Source organism: Salinifilum aidingensis, assembly GCF_054782015.1.
In genome coordinates, this window is sequence record NZ_BAAGTH010000006.1 from 51,004 (window position 1) to 68,377 (window position 17,374).

Annotated in this window: 16 protein-coding genes; 14 read left to right on the forward strand and 2 right to left on the reverse strand. The window is 71.0% G+C overall.

All coding sequences use genetic code 11. The features are described 5' to 3' along the window. Positions 1 to 66 precede the first annotated feature (66 nt). Positions 67 to 774, forward strand: coding sequence for a 50S ribosomal protein L1 (gene rplA, locus ACYVJE_RS10060; RefSeq protein WP_459157413.1), 708 nt, complete (start codon positions 67 to 69; stop codon positions 772 to 774). A gap of 227 nt (positions 775 to 1,001) precedes the next feature. On the opposite strand, the gene ACYVJE_RS10065 is transcribed toward rplA, so the two are convergent. Then, positions 1,002 to 2,627, reverse strand: a complete 1,626-nt coding sequence (locus ACYVJE_RS10065; protein WP_461144265.1) for an amidohydrolase family protein — start codon at positions 2,625 to 2,627, stop codon at positions 1,002 to 1,004. A 254-nt stretch (positions 2,628 to 2,881) separates the two neighbouring features. Continuing rightward, entirely contained in the window at positions 2,882 to 3,742 is an 861-nt protein-coding gene (locus ACYVJE_RS10070; protein ID WP_461144266.1) for a hypothetical protein, read from the reverse strand. A 360-nt stretch (positions 3,743 to 4,102) separates the two neighbouring features. Here ACYVJE_RS10070 and rplJ point away from each other — a divergent pair, with 360 nt between their 5' ends. From rplJ to ACYVJE_RS10135, 13 genes are all read left to right on the forward strand, one after another. After that, positions 4,103 to 4,618 (forward strand): 50S ribosomal protein L10, encoded by a 516-nt coding sequence (gene rplJ, locus ACYVJE_RS10075; protein WP_459157410.1) that lies wholly within the window; start codon positions 4,103 to 4,105, stop codon positions 4,616 to 4,618. A gap of 108 nt (positions 4,619 to 4,726) precedes the next feature. Further along, a complete protein-coding gene (rplL, locus tag ACYVJE_RS10080) occupies positions 4,727 to 5,116 on the forward strand; it encodes a 50S ribosomal protein L7/L12 (RefSeq protein WP_459157409.1) in 390 nt (129 codons plus the stop codon). A 335-nt stretch (positions 5,117 to 5,451) separates the two neighbouring features. Continuing rightward, entirely contained in the window at positions 5,452 to 6,828 is a 1,377-nt protein-coding gene (locus tag ACYVJE_RS10085; RefSeq protein ID WP_461144267.1) for an ABC transporter ATP-binding protein, read from the forward strand. 20 nt (positions 6,829 to 6,848) lie between these two features. Next, positions 6,849 to 7,616 (forward strand): MlaE family ABC transporter permease, encoded by a 768-nt coding sequence (locus ACYVJE_RS10090; protein ID WP_459160085.1) that lies wholly within the window; start codon positions 6,849 to 6,851, stop codon positions 7,614 to 7,616. Between the two features lie 18 nt (positions 7,617 to 7,634). Next, positions 7,635 to 8,474 (forward strand): MlaE family ABC transporter permease, encoded by an 840-nt coding sequence (locus ACYVJE_RS10095; protein ID WP_459157407.1) that lies wholly within the window; start codon positions 7,635 to 7,637, stop codon positions 8,472 to 8,474. Further along, on the forward strand, positions 8,471 to 9,880 hold the full coding sequence (locus ACYVJE_RS10100; RefSeq protein WP_461144268.1) for an MCE family protein: 1,410 nt from the start codon (positions 8,471 to 8,473) through the stop codon (positions 9,878 to 9,880). Before ACYVJE_RS10095 ends, ACYVJE_RS10100 begins: the two co-directional genes overlap by 4 nt. Next, on the forward strand, positions 9,877 to 10,902 hold the full coding sequence (locus tag ACYVJE_RS10105; protein ID WP_459157405.1) for an MCE family protein: 1,026 nt from the start codon (positions 9,877 to 9,879) through the stop codon (positions 10,900 to 10,902). Before ACYVJE_RS10100 ends, ACYVJE_RS10105 begins: the two co-directional genes overlap by 4 nt. Further along, entirely contained in the window at positions 10,899 to 11,879 is a 981-nt protein-coding gene (locus tag ACYVJE_RS10110) for an MCE family protein (protein ID WP_459157404.1), read from the forward strand. Before ACYVJE_RS10105 ends, ACYVJE_RS10110 begins: the two co-directional genes overlap by 4 nt. Beyond that, positions 11,876 to 13,078, forward strand: coding sequence for an MCE family protein (locus ACYVJE_RS10115; protein ID WP_461144269.1), 1,203 nt, complete (start codon positions 11,876 to 11,878; stop codon positions 13,076 to 13,078). Before ACYVJE_RS10110 ends, ACYVJE_RS10115 begins: the two co-directional genes overlap by 4 nt. Beyond that, positions 13,075 to 14,349 carry an MCE family protein gene (locus tag ACYVJE_RS10120; RefSeq protein ID WP_461144270.1) on the forward strand — a complete coding sequence of 425 codons (1,275 nt, stop codon included), beginning with the start codon at positions 13,075 to 13,077 and terminating at the stop codon, positions 14,347 to 14,349. Before ACYVJE_RS10115 ends, ACYVJE_RS10120 begins: the two co-directional genes overlap by 4 nt. Continuing rightward, positions 14,349 to 15,446 (forward strand): MlaD family protein, encoded by a 1,098-nt coding sequence (locus tag ACYVJE_RS10125; RefSeq protein WP_459157401.1) that lies wholly within the window; start codon positions 14,349 to 14,351, stop codon positions 15,444 to 15,446. Before ACYVJE_RS10120 ends, ACYVJE_RS10125 begins: the two co-directional genes overlap by 1 nt. Positions 15,447 to 15,490: 44 nt before the next feature. Next, positions 15,491 to 16,099 carry a hypothetical protein gene (locus ACYVJE_RS10130; protein WP_459157400.1) on the forward strand — a complete coding sequence of 203 codons (609 nt, stop codon included), beginning with the start codon at positions 15,491 to 15,493 and terminating at the stop codon, positions 16,097 to 16,099. 42 nt (positions 16,100 to 16,141) lie between these two features. Further along, entirely contained in the window at positions 16,142 to 17,272 is a 1,131-nt protein-coding gene (locus ACYVJE_RS10135) for a hypothetical protein (protein WP_461144271.1), read from the forward strand. Positions 17,273 to 17,374 lie beyond the last annotated feature (102 nt).

Genomic DNA, 17,374 nt, shown 5'->3' on the forward strand with positions numbered 1-17,374 from the left:
GGCGGGGGCGTGGGAGGGCCGGCGCTGGCCCGACCAACCACATCTGACTCAGCAGCGAGGACAGTCATGGCGAAGCGCAGCAAGACCTACAACCAGGCCGCCGAGCTGGTGGACCGCGATCGGCTCTACACCCCGCACGAGGCGGTGGAGCTGGCGAAGAAGACCTCGAAGGCGAAGATGGACGCCACCGTCGAGGTGGCGCTGCGGCTGGGAGTTGACCCCCGGAAGGCGGACCAGATGGTCCGCGGCACCGTGAACCTGCCGCACGGAACGGGCAAGACGGCCCGCGTCATCGTGTTCACGTCCGGCGACAAGGCCAACGAGGCCGAGCAGGCCGGCGCGGACGCGGTGGGCTCGGACGACCTGATCGAGCGGATCCAGGGCGGCTGGCTCGAGTTCGACGCGGCGATCGCCACACCGGACCAGATGGCCAAGGTGGGCAAGATCGCGCGCGTGCTGGGCCCGCGCGGGCTGATGCCGAACCCGAAGACCGGCACCGTGACGCCGAACGTGGCCAAGGCGGTGGCCGACGTCAAGGGCGGCAAGATCAACTTCAAGGTCGACAAGCAGTCGAACCTGCACTTCATCATCGGCAAGACGTCGTTCGACGCGAACCAGCTGGTGGAGAACTACGAGGCCGCGCTGGACGAGATCCTGCGGGCCAAGCCGACCGCGGCCAAGGGGCGGTACCTGAAGAAGGTCAACTTCACGACCACGATGGGCCCCGGCATCCCGGTCGACCCGAACATGACCCGGAAGCTGGCGGAGGCCTGATCCGGCCCCGCACCACGGTTCTGGAAGTCCCCCGGCCCGAGGGGCCGGGGGACTTCGTGTCTCCGCGGGCGGTGCTCCGCTCGTGAACGACCCCTGCTCTGATCGTGTGGGGACGGCTCGCAATTTTCAGGAAAATTGAAAATCATCCCCACGCGATCGGGGGTGAGTGCACTCCGGGGAGCACTCGATGGTGGTGTTCCTGCACCGGGCCGTGCGCCCGGCCTCGCTCACGGGCGGGCGCGCGGGTCCACGCGCTCCACCTGGGCGCGGTGGAGGACTTCGCGTCCCACCGCGGCCGCGTGCCGGACGAAACCGGGCCCGTCCCAGTCCGGCGGCCAGCCGTGCCACAACCGCAGCTGCCCGTCGACGACCACCGCGGTGATCTGGTCCCGGTTGGCCAGGCGCACGAGCTCCCACGGCAGATCCCACGACGGCGTGAGCTCCGGGACGCCGAGGTCGACGAGGAGGAAGTCCGCGGCGCGCCCGACCGCGATCTCACCGGTGGTCCCGCCGAGACCGACCGCTTCGGCGCTGAGCGCCGTCGCGTGCTTCAACCACCGCTCGCCCGCACCGGCAACGGTGTCCCCGTTGCGCAGGCCGGTGGTGAGCAGCTGCGCCGTCTCGGCCGCGTCGACCATGCGGAAGCCGTCACCGCGGGTGCCGTCGGTGCCCATCCCGAAGCGCACGTCCAGCGCTGCCATCGTGTTCGCCGGTGCCACCGAGTTGCCCTTCCACGCGCTGGCGACCGGGTTGTAGCTGATCGCCGTGCCGGTGTCGGAGAGCAGCCGCAGCTCCTCCGCGGACAGCAGCGTGGTGTGCGCGCCGAGCGTCTGCGGCCCGAGCGCGTCGATGCTGTGCAGGTACTCCAGGGGGCGCAGGTCGTGGCTCCGCAGCGAGCGCTCGACGGCCGCGAGGTGCTCGTTGAGGTGGATCTGGAACACCGCTCCCGCCTCGGCGCACAGCTTCGCCGTCCGGGTGATCACCTCGGCGGTGGCATCCCCGGGGACGGGGATGGCCAGGGACGGGTGCACCAGCCGGTCGGACTCCCAGCGGGCCAGGTGCTCCGGCCCGCCGGAGCCGTCCGAGCACACCTTCCCGAGCACGCAGCGCACGCCCGTCTCGTGCGCGGCCTCGGCCAGCACGCCCACGTCCACCGGCGCGCGCGTCCCGGCGTCGGCGACGGTGGTGAAGCCGCCGCGCAGCGCTTCGAGGGCCGCGAGCTTCGCGGCCGTGCGGGCGGTGTCCTCGTCGAGGGCCTGCTCCAGCGGTTCCCAGATCTGTTTGAACACCTCGGAGGGCTGGCCGAACGACTGCGCCTTGCCGAAGCTCTGCGTGAGGTGGTGGTGCGCGTCGACGAAGCCGGGCATGAGCAGCTGCCCGGGCAGGTGCACCGGCTCGGTGCCGTGCCTCGCGGAGAGCCGCTGCGCAGGTCCGATGTCGCGGAACTCGCCGCCGGCGACGAGGACGGCCTGCTCGCGGGTCGGTCCGTCCGGCAGCAGGACGAGTTCGGGCGCGAGCAGCAGCGGATCGGCGCGGAACCGTTCGGGACCGGGGGGATCGCCGGGGCTCCCGGAGGCCTGCGCCTCGGCCGTGGTGTGCAACCCGAAGCCCGCGGCGGTCGCGCCCACACCGGCGAGGAACCGGCGGCGGGCCACCCCGCCACCGGCGCTGGACTCCCCGGATCCCCGGTCACCTGTCCCGGAGCCCCGGTCCGCAGCTCCCCGCGCGGGGAGGTCGTCCCCGCCGGGGCCGCGTTCCGCGGGCCCGGGCGCGGTCGCCCCGGGGAGCTCGGGACGGGGCTCGGAGTCCCCCGTGCGCTCGGGCGGCTGCTGCGCGGTGGAGTCGTCGGCCAACCTGTCCTCCTCGGTTCGGCGGTGACCGGATCGGCTCGCAACCTAGGGCCGCGCGATCACGGGGCACAATCGGCGCGGACGACGAACGAGCGCCGCGACACGCCGCAGGTCGTTGTGCGTTCCTCCGAAGAAGCCCGCGTCCGGGGGAAGCCGATCGCCCGGGGGCAGGAGAGGCGAGCGGCTTCGCCGCTCGCCCGGCGGAGCGGTGCGGCCGAGCGCACGACCAGCCGCTCCGCGCGGTCGCTGCGCACGGGCTACTGGCATGCGGGGGCGCTGCGGTCGTACGAGGAGATCAGCCAGCCGCCGTCGTCCTGGCGGGTGAGGCCGAAGCTGCCCAGCTCGGGGCCGCCGCCGGTGCGCACGCGGCAGCCGTACACGACCGCTTCCGGCTCGGCGACCTCCACCGCGTTCTCCGCGAACGAGGGGTTGGCGTACTGCCCACCGCTGGTGATCCGCTCGTGCAGCCGGCGTGCGGCGCTCGCGCAGTCCTGCGCTCCGTGCTCGCTGGCGAAGGCGGCCTTGCCGGAGGGGCTGAACAGCAGGCAGGTGCGTTCCGGGTCGTCCCCGCGGAGGTAGTTGTACACGCCCGCGACCGCCCGCTGCGGGTTGGTGGAGGTGATGGGCACCGAGCCCGGCGGCACGCCCCCGCCGGTGCCGCCGCCTCCGCCGGAGCCGCTCGACCCGGTGAGGACGTGCTGCAGCACCGGCGGCACGAGCAGGATCAGCAGGACCAGGTACACCAGGCGCCGGACGAATGTGAACCGGAACAGCCGCAGGATCCGCTTCCACCACGGGGTGCGCGGTGCCGCGGCCGGTGGTGGTGCGGCCGGAGGCGGTGCGGCCAGGTCGCCGGGCTGGCCGCCCTGCTCGCGCTGCCAGCGCTTGAACCGCTGGAACTCGAGGAACTCCTGGTACTGGCGGTACTCCTCGTCGTCGGTCGCCGCGGGATCGGTGGTGCCGCCGTCCGGCTGGTCCGCGCCGGTCGGCGGTGCGGGGGCTGCGCTCGCGGAGTCGCGCGGAGGTTCGACGAGTTCGGCCTCGAGGGGCTCGGCGGGTTCGATCTCGCCGCTGCCCGGGGAGTGCGGCGCGGAGCGGTGTTCGTTCGGATCGGCCACGCCGATCATGATGCCGCCCGCCGGGCGCGCGGTCACCAGTGCCCGAGCGGCCCGGCGCGGAGCTGCTCGCGGGTGCGCACCGGTGCTGACCGGCGGTGACCCCGGTGCGGACCAGCCTGCGCGGTTGACGTACCCTGGGATGCGATTCCAGCCGATGACCGCTGGTCTTTCCCCGCCGCGCCGGATGCCGGCCGCAGGGGAAACGAAGGTCCCGTGAGAGGCGGGCGGCCCGCGCAGGAGGAACGTGGCCATCAGTGCCCGCATGTGCTGATACGCCCCGTGCTCTCGCTGCGCCGGGGCGTTTTGTCGTCTCCGGGCCCGACTGACGGACGACAGTCGGAAAGGGAGAAAGGAGGCGACATGGCGAAGCCCGAGAAGGTCGCGGCGGTCAACGAGATCGCCGAGCACTTCAACGAGTCGACCGCCGCGCTCATCACCGAGTACCGCGGGTTGACCACGGCGCAGCTGGCGCAGCTGCGGAACAACCTCGGCGAGGAGACGACCTACCGCGTCAGCAAGAACACGCTGACGAAGCGTGCCGCCGCGCAGTCCGGTGTCGAGGGTCTGGACGAGCTGTTCACCGGTCCGACCGCGATCGCCTTCATCCGGGGCGAGCCGGTGGACGCGGCGAAGGCGCTGCGCGAGTTCGCCAAGGCCAACCAGGCGTTGGTGATCAAGGGCGGTTACATGGACGGCCGCCCGCTGTCGGTGTCCGAGGTCGAGCGGATCGCCGACCTGGATTCGCGCGAAGCCACCCTGGGCAAGCTGGCCGGTGCGATGAAGGCCAAGCTCAACCAGGCGGCGACCATGTTCTCCGAGCCCGCCGCGCAGGTCGCGCGCCTGTCCGGTGCGCTCAAGGACAAGAAGGAATCCTGAGTCCGCTTCGGCGAACTCGACCGTCGCGGACCCCGGCGGACGCCGGTTCCGCCATCCGCACACCCGGCTACTGCCCGTGCGCGGGCACTGATCGAAAGGAACGCCACCATGGCCAAGATGAGCAACGAGGAACTGCTCGACGTCTTCAAGGAAATGACCCTCCTTGAGCTCTCCGAGTTCGTCAAGCAGTTCGAGGAGACCTTCGACGTCAGCGCCCAGGCTCCGGTCGCGGCGGTGGCCGCCCCGGCCGCCGGCGCCGGCGAGGCCGAGGAAGAGGAAGAGCAGGACGAGTTCGACGTCATCCTCGAGGGTGCCGGCGACAAGAAGATCCAGGTCATCAAGATCGTGCGCGAGATCGTCTCCGGCCTGGGCCTGAAGGAGGCCAAGGAGATGGTCGAGGAGGCGCCGAAGCCGGTGCTGGAGAAGGTCGACAAGGAGAAGGCCGACGACGCCAAGGCCAAGCTGGAAGAGGCCGGCGGTCAGGTCACCCTGAAGTGAGTCGACTCGTTCCGCGCTGACGCATTCGCCGGCGCAGAACGCGAAGTGGGCACCTCCCGGAAGGGAGGTGTCCACTTTTTTGCGTCGGATCCCGCCCTCCTCCGCCGGGGCCGCCGCGAGGTGTTTCCGGTGCGCACCGAGGCCATTCCCGGGATTCGGGAAAACGTCCGGTTACCGCCGGCCCGACTTCGGTGAACTCGCCAGTAACCTCCGTGCGCCGCACTCGTTGCACAGGTGTGACGCGATAGACCTTCGGTTAACCGGGTCACATTTGGCAGGCTGCGGATTCCGGGGGCGCTCCCGGTTGCCGCGAAGCGAGGGAAGTGGAGGTCCGGATGGGCGTCGAGGTGGCCGTCGACGGGCTGTCCAAGTCTTTCGGGTCGCAGACCATCTGGCGGGGTGTCTCCCTGGATCTCCCTCCCGGTGAGATCAGCGTGCTGCTCGGCCCTTCGGGCACGGGGAAATCGGTGTTCCTCAAGGCCCTGGTGGGACTGCTCAAGCCCGAGGAGGGGCAGGTGCTCATCAACGGGGTCGATGTCTGCACCTGCTCGGAGCGCGAGCTCTACGAGATCCGGAAGCTTTTCGGCGTCCTGTTCCAGGACGGCGCGCTGTTCGGGTCGATGAACCTCTTCGACAACATCGCTTTCCCGCTGCGCGAGCACACCAAGAAGGGCGAAGGCGAAATCCGGAACATCGTCGGCGAGAAGATGGACATGGTCGGTCTCGTCGGTTCCGAGGACAAACTGCCGGGCGAGATTTCCGGCGGAATGAAGAAGCGCGCCGGGCTGGCGCGCGCCCTGGTGCTGGACCCCGAGATCATTCTCTTCGACGAGCCGGACTCGGGGCTGGACCCGGTGCGGACGGCCTACCTCAACCAGCTGATCGTCGATCTGAACGCGCAGACCGACTCCACGTTCCTGATCGTCACGCACGACATCAACACCGCCCGGACGGTTCCGGACAACATCGGCATGCTGTTCCGGCGCAACCTCGTCATGTTCGGCCCGCGGGAGCTCCTGCTGACCTCGACCGAACCGGTGGTCGAGCAGTTCCTCAACGGCCGGCGGGCGGGCCCGATCGGGATGAGCGAGGAGAAGGACACCGGGCAGATGGCCGCGGAGATGGCCGAGCTCGGGGAGCAGCACGAGGGACTGCCGCAGATCATCCCGCAGCTGAGCGTCTCGCCGGGGGTGCCCGACCGCGCAGCCGTGGTGCGGCGCAAGGACCGCGTGATGCAGGAGCTCGGCGGGCTGGACCCGGCCGCGCAGCAGGAGATCCTCAACACGCTCACGCCCGAGGAGCGCGCCCGCTACGGCGTCGACGGCCGGCAGCATCCCGCGCCGCAGGGGGCGCAACAGCCCCGGCCGGACGGCGGGCAACCGGCGCAGCAGGTCCCGCAGAGCGAACCGCAGGGCAGGCACGCGCAGGGGCAGTGGCTGCAGCCGGAAGCGCCGACCGCTCCGGTCCGGCCCGCCGCTTCGCACGAGGCGTGGTCGGGATCGCTGGACGCCGGGGCGGTGGCCCGGGTCCCGCAGCAGGACGCCGACCCGTCCGCGGGCGGCCCGGAGCCGAACCCGCACGGCGAGGGCCAGTCCGGCCCGGCAGCCGGTGGTGAACCGGCGCCGCCACCGTGGACGGTCGGCTACGAACCCGAGGACGAGCAGCCGTCGCGGCGTCGCTGGTTCGGCCGGAAGCGGGGGGATGCCCGGTGAGTCAGCCCGCCGGAACGCGCATGCCGGGGGCGGGGGCCGTCCGGGAGACCGGGCGGCTGTTCGCGCTCGCGCTCGAAGTGGGGCGGAACCTGCCCAAACGTCCGTTCCAGCTGCGCGAGTTCATCCAGCAGTGCTGGTTCATCGCGAGCGTGACGATCCTGCCGACCGCGCTGGTGTCGATCCCGTTCGGCGCGGTCATCGCGATGCAGCTCGGATCGCTGACCCGGCAGATCGGCGCCCAGTCGTTCACCGGTGCGGCCAGCGTCCTGGCGATCATCCAGCAGGCCAGTCCGATCGTCACCGCGCTGCTCATCGCCGGCGCGGGCGGATCCGCGGTCTGCGCGGACCTGGGTTCGCGCAAGATCCGCGAGGAGATCGACGCGATGGAGGTGCTGGGCGTCTCGGCGATCCAGCGCCTCGTGGTGCCGCGGGTGCTGGCGGCGATGCTCGTCGCCGTGCTGCTCAACGGCATGGTCTCGGTGGTCGGCGTGCTCGGCGGCTACTTCTTCAACGTGATCATGCAGGACGGCACGCCCGGCGCCTACATGGCGAGCTTCAACGCGCTGGCGCAGCTGCCGGACCTGTGGATCGGTGAGGTGAAGGCCTTGGCGTTCGGGTTCCTGGCGGGTGTCGTCGCCGCCTACCGGGGGTTGAACCCGCCGCCCGGTCCGAAGGGCGTGGGAGATGCGGTGAACCAGTCGGTGGTGATCACCTTCCTGCTGCTGTTCGCGGTGAACTTCATTCTGACGACGGTCTATTTGCAGCTCGTGCCGCCGAAGGGCATGTGACGGCGAGGGAACGCAGACATGGTGACGATCTCCCAACGCGCACGACGCGTGTTACGGCGACCGCTGGAGACGTTGGACGACCTGGGCGACCAGATGTCGTTCTACGTCCGCGCCCTGGTGTGGGTGCCGAAGGCGGTCGCGCGCTACCTCAAGGAGACGCTGCGGCTGCTGGCCGAGGTGAGCTTCGGCAGCGGGGCGCTCGCCGTCATCGGCGGCACGGTCGGTGTGATGGTCGGCATGACCGTGTTCACCGGCACGGTCGTCGGCATGCAGGGCTACGCGGCCCTGGACCAGCTGGGCACCTCGGCCTTCTCCGGGTTCGTCTCGGCGTACTTCAACACGCGTGAGATCGCCCCGCTGGTGGCCGGTCTGGCCCTGTCGGCCACCGTCGGGTCCGGGTTCACCGCGCAGCTGGGCGCGATGCGCATCTCCGACGAGATCGACGCGTTGGAAGTCATGGGCGTGCCGAGCCTGCCGTACCTGGTGACCACGCGCGTGATCGCCGGATTCGTCGCGGTGATCCCGCTGTACGTGCTGGGACTGCTCACCTCGTACGTGGCCGCGCGCGCGATCACGGTGTTCGGCTACGGCCAGTCGGCGGGCACCTACGACCACTACTTCAACCTGTTCCTCCCGCCCGAGGACGTCCTCTGGTCGTTCGGGAAGGTGCTGATCTTCAGCGTGGTGGTGATCATGACGCACTGCTACTACGGCTACCGCGCGAGCGGCGGTCCGGCCGGCGTCGGTGTCGCGGTCGGGCGCGCGGTCCGCACGGCGATCGTGACGACCGCACTGCTGGACTTCTTCCTCAGCCTCGCGATCTGGGGCACCACGACGACGGTTCGGATTACGGGATGAGCAGGCAGACGGTGGGGACCACGGTGCGGCGCCGGTTGCTCGGCGTGGCCTTCCTGATGTGCGTGGTGCTGTTCGTGACGCTGACGCTCGCGTTCTACAACCGCGCCTTCGAGTCCACTGTGGATGTCGTGATGAAGGCGCAGCGGACGGCGAACCAGCTGCTGCCGCGCGCGGACGTCAAGGTGCGCGGGATGATCGTCGGTCGCGTCGAGCGGATCGAACCGACCAGCGGCGGCGCGGACGTGCACCTGTCCATCGAGCCGGAGCACGCCGGCAAGGTGCCCAGCAACGTCTCGGGGCTGCTGCTGCCGCAGACGCTGTTCGGCGAGCGCTACGTCTCCCTGCAGCTGCCGGAGCAGGCCTCCACCCAGGAGCTGCACAGCGGCCAGACCATCCAGCAGGACCGCAGCCCCGCCTCGATCGAGCTGGAGCGGGTGCTGTCCAACACGATGCCGCTGCTGCAGGCGGTCCAGCCCGACGACCTGGCGGCCACGCTGAACGCGGTGGACCAGGCGCTCAACGGGCGCGGCGAGCAGATCGGGCGGACGATCACGCAGCTCAACGACTACCTGTCCGGGCTGAACCCCGCGGTGCCGGAACTGCAGCAGAACCTCCGCGAACTCGTCGGCGTGGCCCGCACGTACGAGCAGGCGGCGCCGGACGTGGTGCGGGCGCTGGACAACTTCAGCACCACGGCGCGGACGGTCGTGGAGCAGAAGAGGAACCTGCGGGACATGACCGGTCAGCTGACCACCACCTCGCAGGACACCACGGAGTTCCTGGAGAAGAACGGCGACACGATGGTCCGCCTCGGCGAGCGGACGCGGCCGACGCTGGACGTGCTGGCCAAGTACTCGCCGCAGTTCCCGTGCTTCCTCGAGGAGATGGCGCAGTACGTGCCGCGGATCCGCAAGGCGTTCGGCGAGGGAACCGACGAGCCCGGGCTGCACGTCAAGCTGGAGGTCGTCCCGCACCGCGGCAAGTACGAGCCGAACCAGGACGAACCCGAGTTCAACGACAAGCGCGGTCCGCGCTGCTACAACCTCGTGCCGATGCCGGAACCGATGCCCGAGTACCCGCCGGACGGCCCGTTCAAGGACGGGTCGAAACCGCCGGCCCCGTCCAAGCCGATCCAGGACGGCGTGTACCCGCCGGGCGGTGCGGAACCGTTCATCCCGCCGGGTGCGCAGGGCCAGGACCGGGGGCAGGACGGGGGTGCGTCCACGGCACCGGCCAGCACCCAGCCCAGTTCCGCCGGGCTGGGCACGCAGAACTCGCCGCGGGAAGCCGCGTGGGTGTCCACACTGGTCGCCCCGAACCTCGGCCGGCCGTCCGGTGACGTGCCCGGGTGGAGCTCGCTGCTGGTCGGCCCGGTGCTGCGGGGAACGGAGGTGAGCTACGAATGAACGGCCGCTCGATCGCAGCCCCGCTGACCAAGTTCCTCGTGTTCGTGCTGGTCACCGTGCTCGCCATGGGCGTGCTCGTGATGACCATCGCGAACGAGACCTTCGGCAGTTCGCGCAGCTACAGCGCGCGGTTCACCGATGTCACGGGCCTCAACGAGGGCGACGACATCCGCATCAGCGGGGTGAAGGTCGGCCAGGTGGACAGCATCGAAGTCGTCGACCGCCGCCACGCCGAAGTGGACTTCAGCGTGACCGACCGCCGGCTGCCCTCCTCGGTGACCGCGACGATGAAGTACCGGAACCTGGTGGGGCAGCGCTACATCGCGCTGGAGCAGGGCGCGGGCGACCCCAACCAGTACCTGCCGGAGGGGGCGACCATCCCGCTGGAGCGCACCAAGCCGGCGCTGGACCTGACGGTGATGCTCGGCGGGTTCAAGCCGCTGTTCCGGGCGCTGTCGCCGGAGGACGTCAACAAGCTCTCGCACCAGATCATCCAGGTGCTGCAGGGCGAGGGCGGCACCGTGGAGAGCCTGCTCACCCACATCGCCTCGCTGACCACCGCCATCGCGGAGAAGGACCAGGTGATCGGGCAGGTGATCAACAACCTCAACGGGGTGCTGGGCACGGTCAACCGCCGCGACGAGGAGCTGTCCGCGACGATCGGCCAGCTGCAGGAGCTCACCTCGGGATTGGCGGACGACCGGCGGGCCATCGGGGAGGCGGTCACCGCCATGGACGGCCTCACGCACACCACCGCCGACCTGGCCGAGCGCTCCCGCCCGGGTCTGAAGCGGAGCATCGCCGGGCTCGAGGACACCGCGGCCAACCTCAACGAGCACGAGAAGACCACGGAGCGCGTGCTGCAGAACATGCCGGACAAGCTCAACACCCTCGGCAGGACGGCCTCCTACGGATCGTGGTTCAACTTCTACCTGTGCCAGGCGGAAGGAACCGTCGGCGTGGGCGAGGCCGAGCTCCCGCTGCCCGTGATGCCGCAGACCCAGCCGAGGTGCCAGCGATGAAGCCGTTCACGCAGCGCAATCCCTTCACCATCGGCTTGGCCGGGATGGTCGTGCTGGTGCTGGCGTTCCTGCTGGCCATGAACTTCGAGCGGCTGCCGCTGGTCGGCGGGAAGGCGTACTCCGCCGAGTTCAGCGAGGCCGCCGGCCTGGCCTCGGGCAACGAGGTCCGCGTCGCGGGCGTGCGCGTCGGCGAGGTCACCGGCGTGGAGCTCGCCGGTGACCGGGTGCGGGTCGACTTCCGCGTCAGCGACACCTGGCTCGGTGACCGCACCGCCGCGGCGATCAAGGTCAAAACCCTGCTCGGGCAGAAGTTCCTGGCGCTCGACCCGAAGGGCTCGCAGGAGCTGAACTCCTCGAAGCCGATCCCGCTGCAGCGCACCATGGCCCCCTACGACGTCATGGAGGCGTTCAGCGACCTGTCCACCACAGTGGACAAGGTCGACACGGACCAGTTGGCGCGCAGTTTCCGCACCATGTCCGAGACGTTCGCCGGAACCCCGGACGACGTCCGCGGGGCGCTGGACGGGCTCTCGCAGCTGTCGCAGACCATCGCCAAGCGCGACGCGAAGCTCAAGGAACTGCTCAGCAACACCGAGAAGCTGTCGAAGACCGTCTCCGACCGCAACGCGGAGTTCGAGCGGCTGCTGCAGGACGGCAACCTGCTGCTGCAGGAGATCCGCAGCCGGCGCGACTCCGTGCACTCCCTGCTGCAGGGCACGCGCGAGCTCTCGCAGCAGTTGACCGCGCTGATCGACGAGAACAACCAGCAGATCGGACCGGCGCTGGAGCAGCTGGACCGCGTGACGAAGATGCTGCAGCGCAACCAGGACAACCTGGATCGCAGCCTGGAGAAGTTCGCGCCCTTCACGCGCCTGTTCGCGAACGTGCTGGGCAACGGCCGGTGGTTCGACACCTACATCTGCGGCTTGCTGCCGCCCGCCGTCGGTCCGATCAACCAGAAGGGCTGTCAACCATGAGCAGCGTGTCTCCGCGGCTGTCCAGGCCGGCGTGGGTGAGCCTGCTGGCGGTCGCCCTCGTCGTGCTGCTGGCGGCGACGGTGGCCGGGTGGTGGCTGTTCTTCGGCGCCACGCAGCGCAAGGTCACCGCCTACTTCGACTCGGCGGTCGGCGTCTACCCGCGCGGCGACGTGCGCGTGCTCGGCGTTCCGGTCGGATCCATCTCGGACGTGACGCCGCAGGGCGAACGCGTGCGGGTGGAGATGGACGTCGACCGGGACGTGGCGCTGCCGGCGGACGCCAGCGCGGTCGTCGTGGCGCCCACCGTCGTCAGCGACCGGTACGTGCAGCTCGCGCCGACCTACTCGGGCGGGCCGGAGCTCTCGGACGGCGCGATGATCCCGCCGGAGCGCACGGCCACACCGGTGGAGCTGGACCAGGTCTACAGCAGCCTCAACGAGATCACGAAGACGCTCGGGCCCGGCGGTGCGAACTCGCGGGGCGACCTGAGCAAGCTGCTCGACACCGCCGCGGAGAACCTCGACGGCAACGGTCGGAAGCTGGCCACGACGCTGCGGCACCTCGGCGAGCTCGGCGGGACGATGCAGGGCAGCAGCGAGGAGCTGTTCGCCACCGTCGACAACCTGCAGAAGTTCAGCTCCATGCTGCGCGCCAACGACGACCAGGTGCGACGGTTCAACTCGCAGCTGCAGGAGGTCAGCTCGCTGATGGCCGACGAGCGGCACAACCTCACGGCCGCGATGGCGGAGCTGACGGTCGCGCTGGAGAAGGTCGACTCCTTCCTCAAGAACAACCGCGAGGAGCTCAAGTCCAACGTGGACCAGCTGAACACGGTCGCGAAGACGTTGGTCGAGCAGCGCGCCGCGCTGGACGAGTCGCTGAGCAACGCCCCGCTGGCGCTGAGCAACCTGGCGAACTCCTACAACGGCGCCTCCGGCACGCTGGACACGCGCGCGGTGATCAACGAGCTCAACCAGCCCCCGCTGGCCGCGGTGTGCAAGCTGCTCAGCAAGCGCTCCCCGGACGACGTGCCGGGCCAGGTCTCGCGGCAGTGCGACGCCCTGGCGGAGCGGGGCGGCACCCGCAAGCCCGGCGGCACGCCGGCCGAGATCATCAACTCCGCGCAGAACGGTGACCTGCCGCCGCTGCCGCTGCTCGGCGGGCAGCAGAACGGGCAGAACTCCGGAGGTGGCCGATGAGCGCACACCCGCGAACCGGAACGCGCACGAGCGCCGGTGGCGGACACCGCCTCCGGGTGATCGGTGCCCTGCTGCTGGCCGTGACCGTGTTCGGCGGCTGCGGATTCCGCGGTGTCTACGACATGTCGCTGCCCGGCGGCGCGGACGTGGGCAACGACCCCTACCAGGTGCGGATCCACTTCCGGGACGTGCTCGACCTCGTGCCGAACTCGGGCGTGCGCGTGAACAACGTGCCCGTCGGGCGGGTGTCGGACATCCGGCTGACCGGCGAGTCGTGGCTGGCGGAGGTCACCGTGCAGCTCAACGGCGACGTGGAGCTCCCGGCCAACGCCGTCGCCCGGCTGCGGCAGTCCAGCCTGCTCGGGGAGAAGTACGTGGACCTGAGCGCACCCGCGAAACCGGAGGCCCCTCGGGGCGAGCTCCGCGACGGCGCGCTCGTCCCGGTCGAGCGCACCAACCGCAGCCCCGAGGTGGAGGAAGTGCTCGGCGCGCTGTCCATGCTGCTCAACGGCGGCGGTGTGGCGCAGCTGCAGAGCATCACCTCCGAGCTCAACACCGCGCTGGACGGGCGGGAGTCCGACGCGCGGGAACTGCTGCACAACATCGACGAGCTGGTGACACGGCTGGACGCGCAGCGCGACGACATCACGCGGGCGCTGGACAGCGTCAACCGGCTCAGCGCCAAGCTCAACGCCCAGCGGCAGAGCATCGACAAGGCGCTCACCGAGATCGAGCCCGGGCTGCGCGTGCTCAACCAGCAGCGCGAGGACCTGGTCGCGATGCTGCGCTCGCTCGACGAACTGTCCGGAGTGGCCACCGACGTGGTCGAGCGGGGCGGTGACGACGTGGTGCACAACCTCAACCAGCTCGCTCCGACGGTGCGCAAGCTCGCCGAGGCCGGCAGCGCCCTGCCGAAGTCCTTCGAGGTGCTGGCGACCTTCCCGTTCCCGGACAACGCGGTCGAGGGGATCAAGGGCAGCGACTACGTGAACCTGTACGCGGACGTGGACCTCAACCTCACCCGCATCATCGGCAACCTGGGGCGCTCGCAGCAGCCGCTGCTGCGCGCGCCCGACCTGCCCCTGCCGCTGGGGCAGGAACCCGGGGACCCGCCGGTGGGGCAACCCGAGCGGGACGACGGGCGGCAGACCCCGACGCAGCCCGTTCCCACGCCGAGCGAGCAGCCGCAGCCCTCGGAGCAGCCCGACGACGGCGGTGGCGACGGCGGGGGCGGCGACGGCCTCCTCGGTGGGCTCTTCGGAGGTAACTGATGCTGACGCGCAAAGTCCGCCTGCGAGTGCTCGCGTTCGTGGTCATCGCGCTGCTCGGCGTGGGGTACACCGGCGCCACCTACGCCGGCCTGGACAAGGTGCTGTGGGCGCGCGGTTACGACGTGACCGTGAAACTCGCCAGCACCGGCGGGATCTTCGCCAACGCCGAGGTGACCTACCGCGGTGTGCCCGTCGGGCGGGTCGGCGAACTGCGGTTGACCGAGGACGGCATCGCCGTGCCGCTGAACATCGAATCGGACGCGCCGCCCATCCCGCGCGACGTGCGGGCCGTGGTGGCCAACCGCTCGGCCGTCGGCGAGCAGTACGTCGACCTGCGGCCGCAGAACGACCGGGGGCCGTACCTCGCGGACGGGGCGGTGATCGAGGAGGAGCGCACCAGCACGCCGCTCCCGGTGCAGAACCTCATGATGAACCTGAACTCGTTCGCCGAGTCGGTCCCGAAGGACTCGCTGCGCACGGTGGTGTCCGAACTCGGCACCGCCTTCCGCGGCAACGGGCGGCACCTGCAGACCGTGCTGGACACCACCAGCGAGTTCACCGCCGAGGCGCAGCGGCACCTGCCGCAGACCAAGCGGTTGATCGAGGACAGCCGCGCCGTGCTGGCCACGCAGAACGAGCAGTCCTCGGCGATCAAGTCGTTCAGCGGTGACCTCCGCGCGCTGTCGGCGGAGCTGGAGGAGTCCGATCCGGACCTGCGGGGGCTCGTGCAGCAGTCGCCCGAAACCGCCCGCCAGGTCAGCGGATTCCTCGACGAGCAGGACCAACTCGGCCCGCTGCTGCGGAACCTGACCGGAACGTCCGAAGTGCTGGCGGACCACAACGACGGCATCGAGCAGCTCATGACGCTGTACCCGGGGGTCGTGGCCAACTCCAACAGCGTCGTGCCGGGTGACGGCAAGGCGCACTTCGGGCTCGCGCTCAACGCCTTCGACCCGTTGCCATGCACGGCCGGGTACGAGGAGACTCCGAAGCGCGCCGGCAACGAGATGGCGCCGCTACCGCTGAACTCCGAGGCGCACTGCGCCGAACCGCCGGGAAGTGAGACATCGGTGCGCGGGGCGCAGAACGCGCCGTGACGCGCAGCGCGAGACACGACGCCAGGTCGTTGATGGGAGTGGTTATGTCCGGCGAGAACTCAGCGCCGCGCCGGCGAACCGGGGTGCTGGTGGCGACGTCGCTGTGCGGGCTCAGCCTGGTGGCCTGCGCGGGTACCGGAATCGCGTGGGCGGTCAGCGCCCACGACGCCGACGTGCAGCGCGCGCAGGTGCGCGACGAGGCGCTGCAGGCCGGGCAGGCAGCGGTGGCCAACTTCAACAGCCTCGACCACCGCAACGTCCAGCAGGGCCTGGACCGCTGGGCGCGGAGCTCCACCGGCGCGCTGCACCAGGAGGTCCAGCAGGGGCGGCAGAAGTACGCCGAGCAGATCAAGAAGCGCAAGAGCGCCACCGAGGCGAAGGTCCTCGACGCGGGGCTGACCGAGCTCGACGAGCAGTCCGGAAAGGCCCGGATGATCGCGGTGGTGCAGGTGACGGTGCGTGCGGAGGGGCAGCAGCCGAGCACGCAGCGGCACCGCTACGCGGCGCAGCTCAGCCGCGACGGGGAGGACTGGAAACTCGCCCGGATCTCCCAGGTTCCCAACGGGGGCCAGCAGCCGAACGGGAACGGGGGCGGGCAGCAGAGCGGCTCCGCGGGCCGGCCCGGCGAAGACCCGTCCGCGTCCGGGCAGTGACGCCACCGCACCTCGACCAACCTCGCGCAAGGAGCGAACGCAGTGTCCACGAACCGCCACAACCGTCCGCGCGGCTCCGCCGCCCGCCGCGTCGCCGGTGCGCGGAACCGGCGCGCGGGCGACAACGCGCCCACCGGCGCGAGCACGGCTGAGCACACGGCCGCGGGCGGCTCCGGCCCCGCGACCGAGGGGTCCGCCGAGGAGCAGTCGGCCCCGGGCGGGTCGGAAGCGGAGGGGGCGCAGGCTCCGGCGGGGGCGGAGGGCCCCGCCGCCGGGGCGGCTGCCGGCGACACCGCCGCGACCTCCGGGAGCGGGTCCGCGGAGCACGACGAGGGGGCCGCGGCCGCGGAGGGCGCGGCGGGGGAGGACAGCACCCCGGAGGACGCGGCTGCGGAGGAGGCGGCCGAGGACGGCACCGGTGCTGCGGCAGCGGAAGCCGGTCCGGGCGCCGCGGCGGAGTGCACCGGTGCGGCGCAGGACGGCACGGACGGAGCCCCCGGCGGGGACGCCGGGACCGGGAGCGCCCGAACGCTCCGCTCCCCCTCGGCCAAGCGGCGCAGCGTCCGCGCTGCGCGCCGCGGAACCGCGGGCCAGCACCGCGCACCGGAGCAGGAACCCGCCGGTGCGGACACCGCGGGGGAACCCGCCCGCGCGGGTCGGCTCGCGCGGGTGCGCTCGCGCCCCGTTCCCGTGCTCACCGTGGTGACGGTGCTCGCCCTCGCCTTCGCCGGGTGGTTCGGCTACGAGACCTACGCGCTGCGCTACACCGGTGCCGCGGCCAACGCGGCGCTCACGGACGGCGCGGGAACCAGCGAGGCCAAGGGGCAGATCACCAGCGCCGTGGAGAAGGTCTTCTCCTACGACCACAACAACGTGCAGGCCTCCGAGAAGGCCGCCGACCGGCTGCTCACGGGGTCCGCTGTGGACACCTACGAGCAGCTGTTCGGCGTGGTCAAGAAGCAGGCCCCGAAGCAGCAGCTGGTGGTGACCGCGAGCGTGCGGGAGAGCGCGGTGACGCGCCTGGAAGGCGACCGGGCCGAGGTGCTCGTGTTCGTGGACCAGCGGTCGATGCGCGCGGGGACCGGTCAGAGCAACTCGGCTCCGGCCCAGCTCAGCATCGGCGCGCACCGCGAAGGCGACACCTGGAAGATCAACAACATCACGCTGCGCTGATCCGGCGCGCCCGGTCGGTCCGCGCAGCGGCTCGGTTTCCGGGTCGGTGCGGCGCGCGCGCCGGACGGGGCCCGCCGTCGGCCCCGCTTCGGCGGTGCGCTC

Excerpts from the sequence above, each read along its gene's own strand:
- ACYVJE_RS10105 (WP_459157405.1), top strand. The coding sequence starts at position 9,877 with ATGAACGGCCGCTCGATCGCAGCCCCGCTGACCAAGTTCCTCGTGTTC.
- ACYVJE_RS10120 (WP_461144270.1), top strand. The coding sequence starts at position 13,075 with ATGAGCGCACACCCGCGAACCGGAACGCGCACGAGCGCCGGTGGCGGA.
- rplL (WP_459157409.1), top strand. The coding sequence starts at position 4,727 with ATGGCCAAGATGAGCAACGAGGAACTGCTCGACGTCTTCAAGGAAATG.
- rplJ (WP_459157410.1), top strand. The coding sequence starts at position 4,103 with ATGGCGAAGCCCGAGAAGGTCGCGGCGGTCAACGAGATCGCCGAGCAC.
- ACYVJE_RS10115 (WP_461144269.1), top strand. The coding sequence starts at position 11,876 with ATGAGCAGCGTGTCTCCGCGGCTGTCCAGGCCGGCGTGGGTGAGCCTG.
- ACYVJE_RS10100 (WP_461144268.1), top strand. The coding sequence starts at position 8,471 with ATGAGCAGGCAGACGGTGGGGACCACGGTGCGGCGCCGGTTGCTCGGC.
- ACYVJE_RS10110 (WP_459157404.1), top strand. The coding sequence starts at position 10,899 with ATGAAGCCGTTCACGCAGCGCAATCCCTTCACCATCGGCTTGGCCGGG.
- ACYVJE_RS10130 (WP_459157400.1), top strand. The coding sequence starts at position 15,491 with ATGTCCGGCGAGAACTCAGCGCCGCGCCGGCGAACCGGGGTGCTGGTG.
- ACYVJE_RS10085 (WP_461144267.1), top strand. The coding sequence starts at position 5,452 with ATGGGCGTCGAGGTGGCCGTCGACGGGCTGTCCAAGTCTTTCGGGTCG.
- rplA (WP_459157413.1), top strand. The coding sequence starts at position 67 with ATGGCGAAGCGCAGCAAGACCTACAACCAGGCCGCCGAGCTGGTGGAC.
- ACYVJE_RS10090 (WP_459160085.1), top strand. The coding sequence starts at position 6,849 with ATGCCGGGGGCGGGGGCCGTCCGGGAGACCGGGCGGCTGTTCGCGCTC.
- ACYVJE_RS10125 (WP_459157401.1), top strand. The coding sequence starts at position 14,349 with ATGCTGACGCGCAAAGTCCGCCTGCGAGTGCTCGCGTTCGTGGTCATC.
- ACYVJE_RS10095 (WP_459157407.1), top strand. The coding sequence starts at position 7,635 with ATGGTGACGATCTCCCAACGCGCACGACGCGTGTTACGGCGACCGCTG.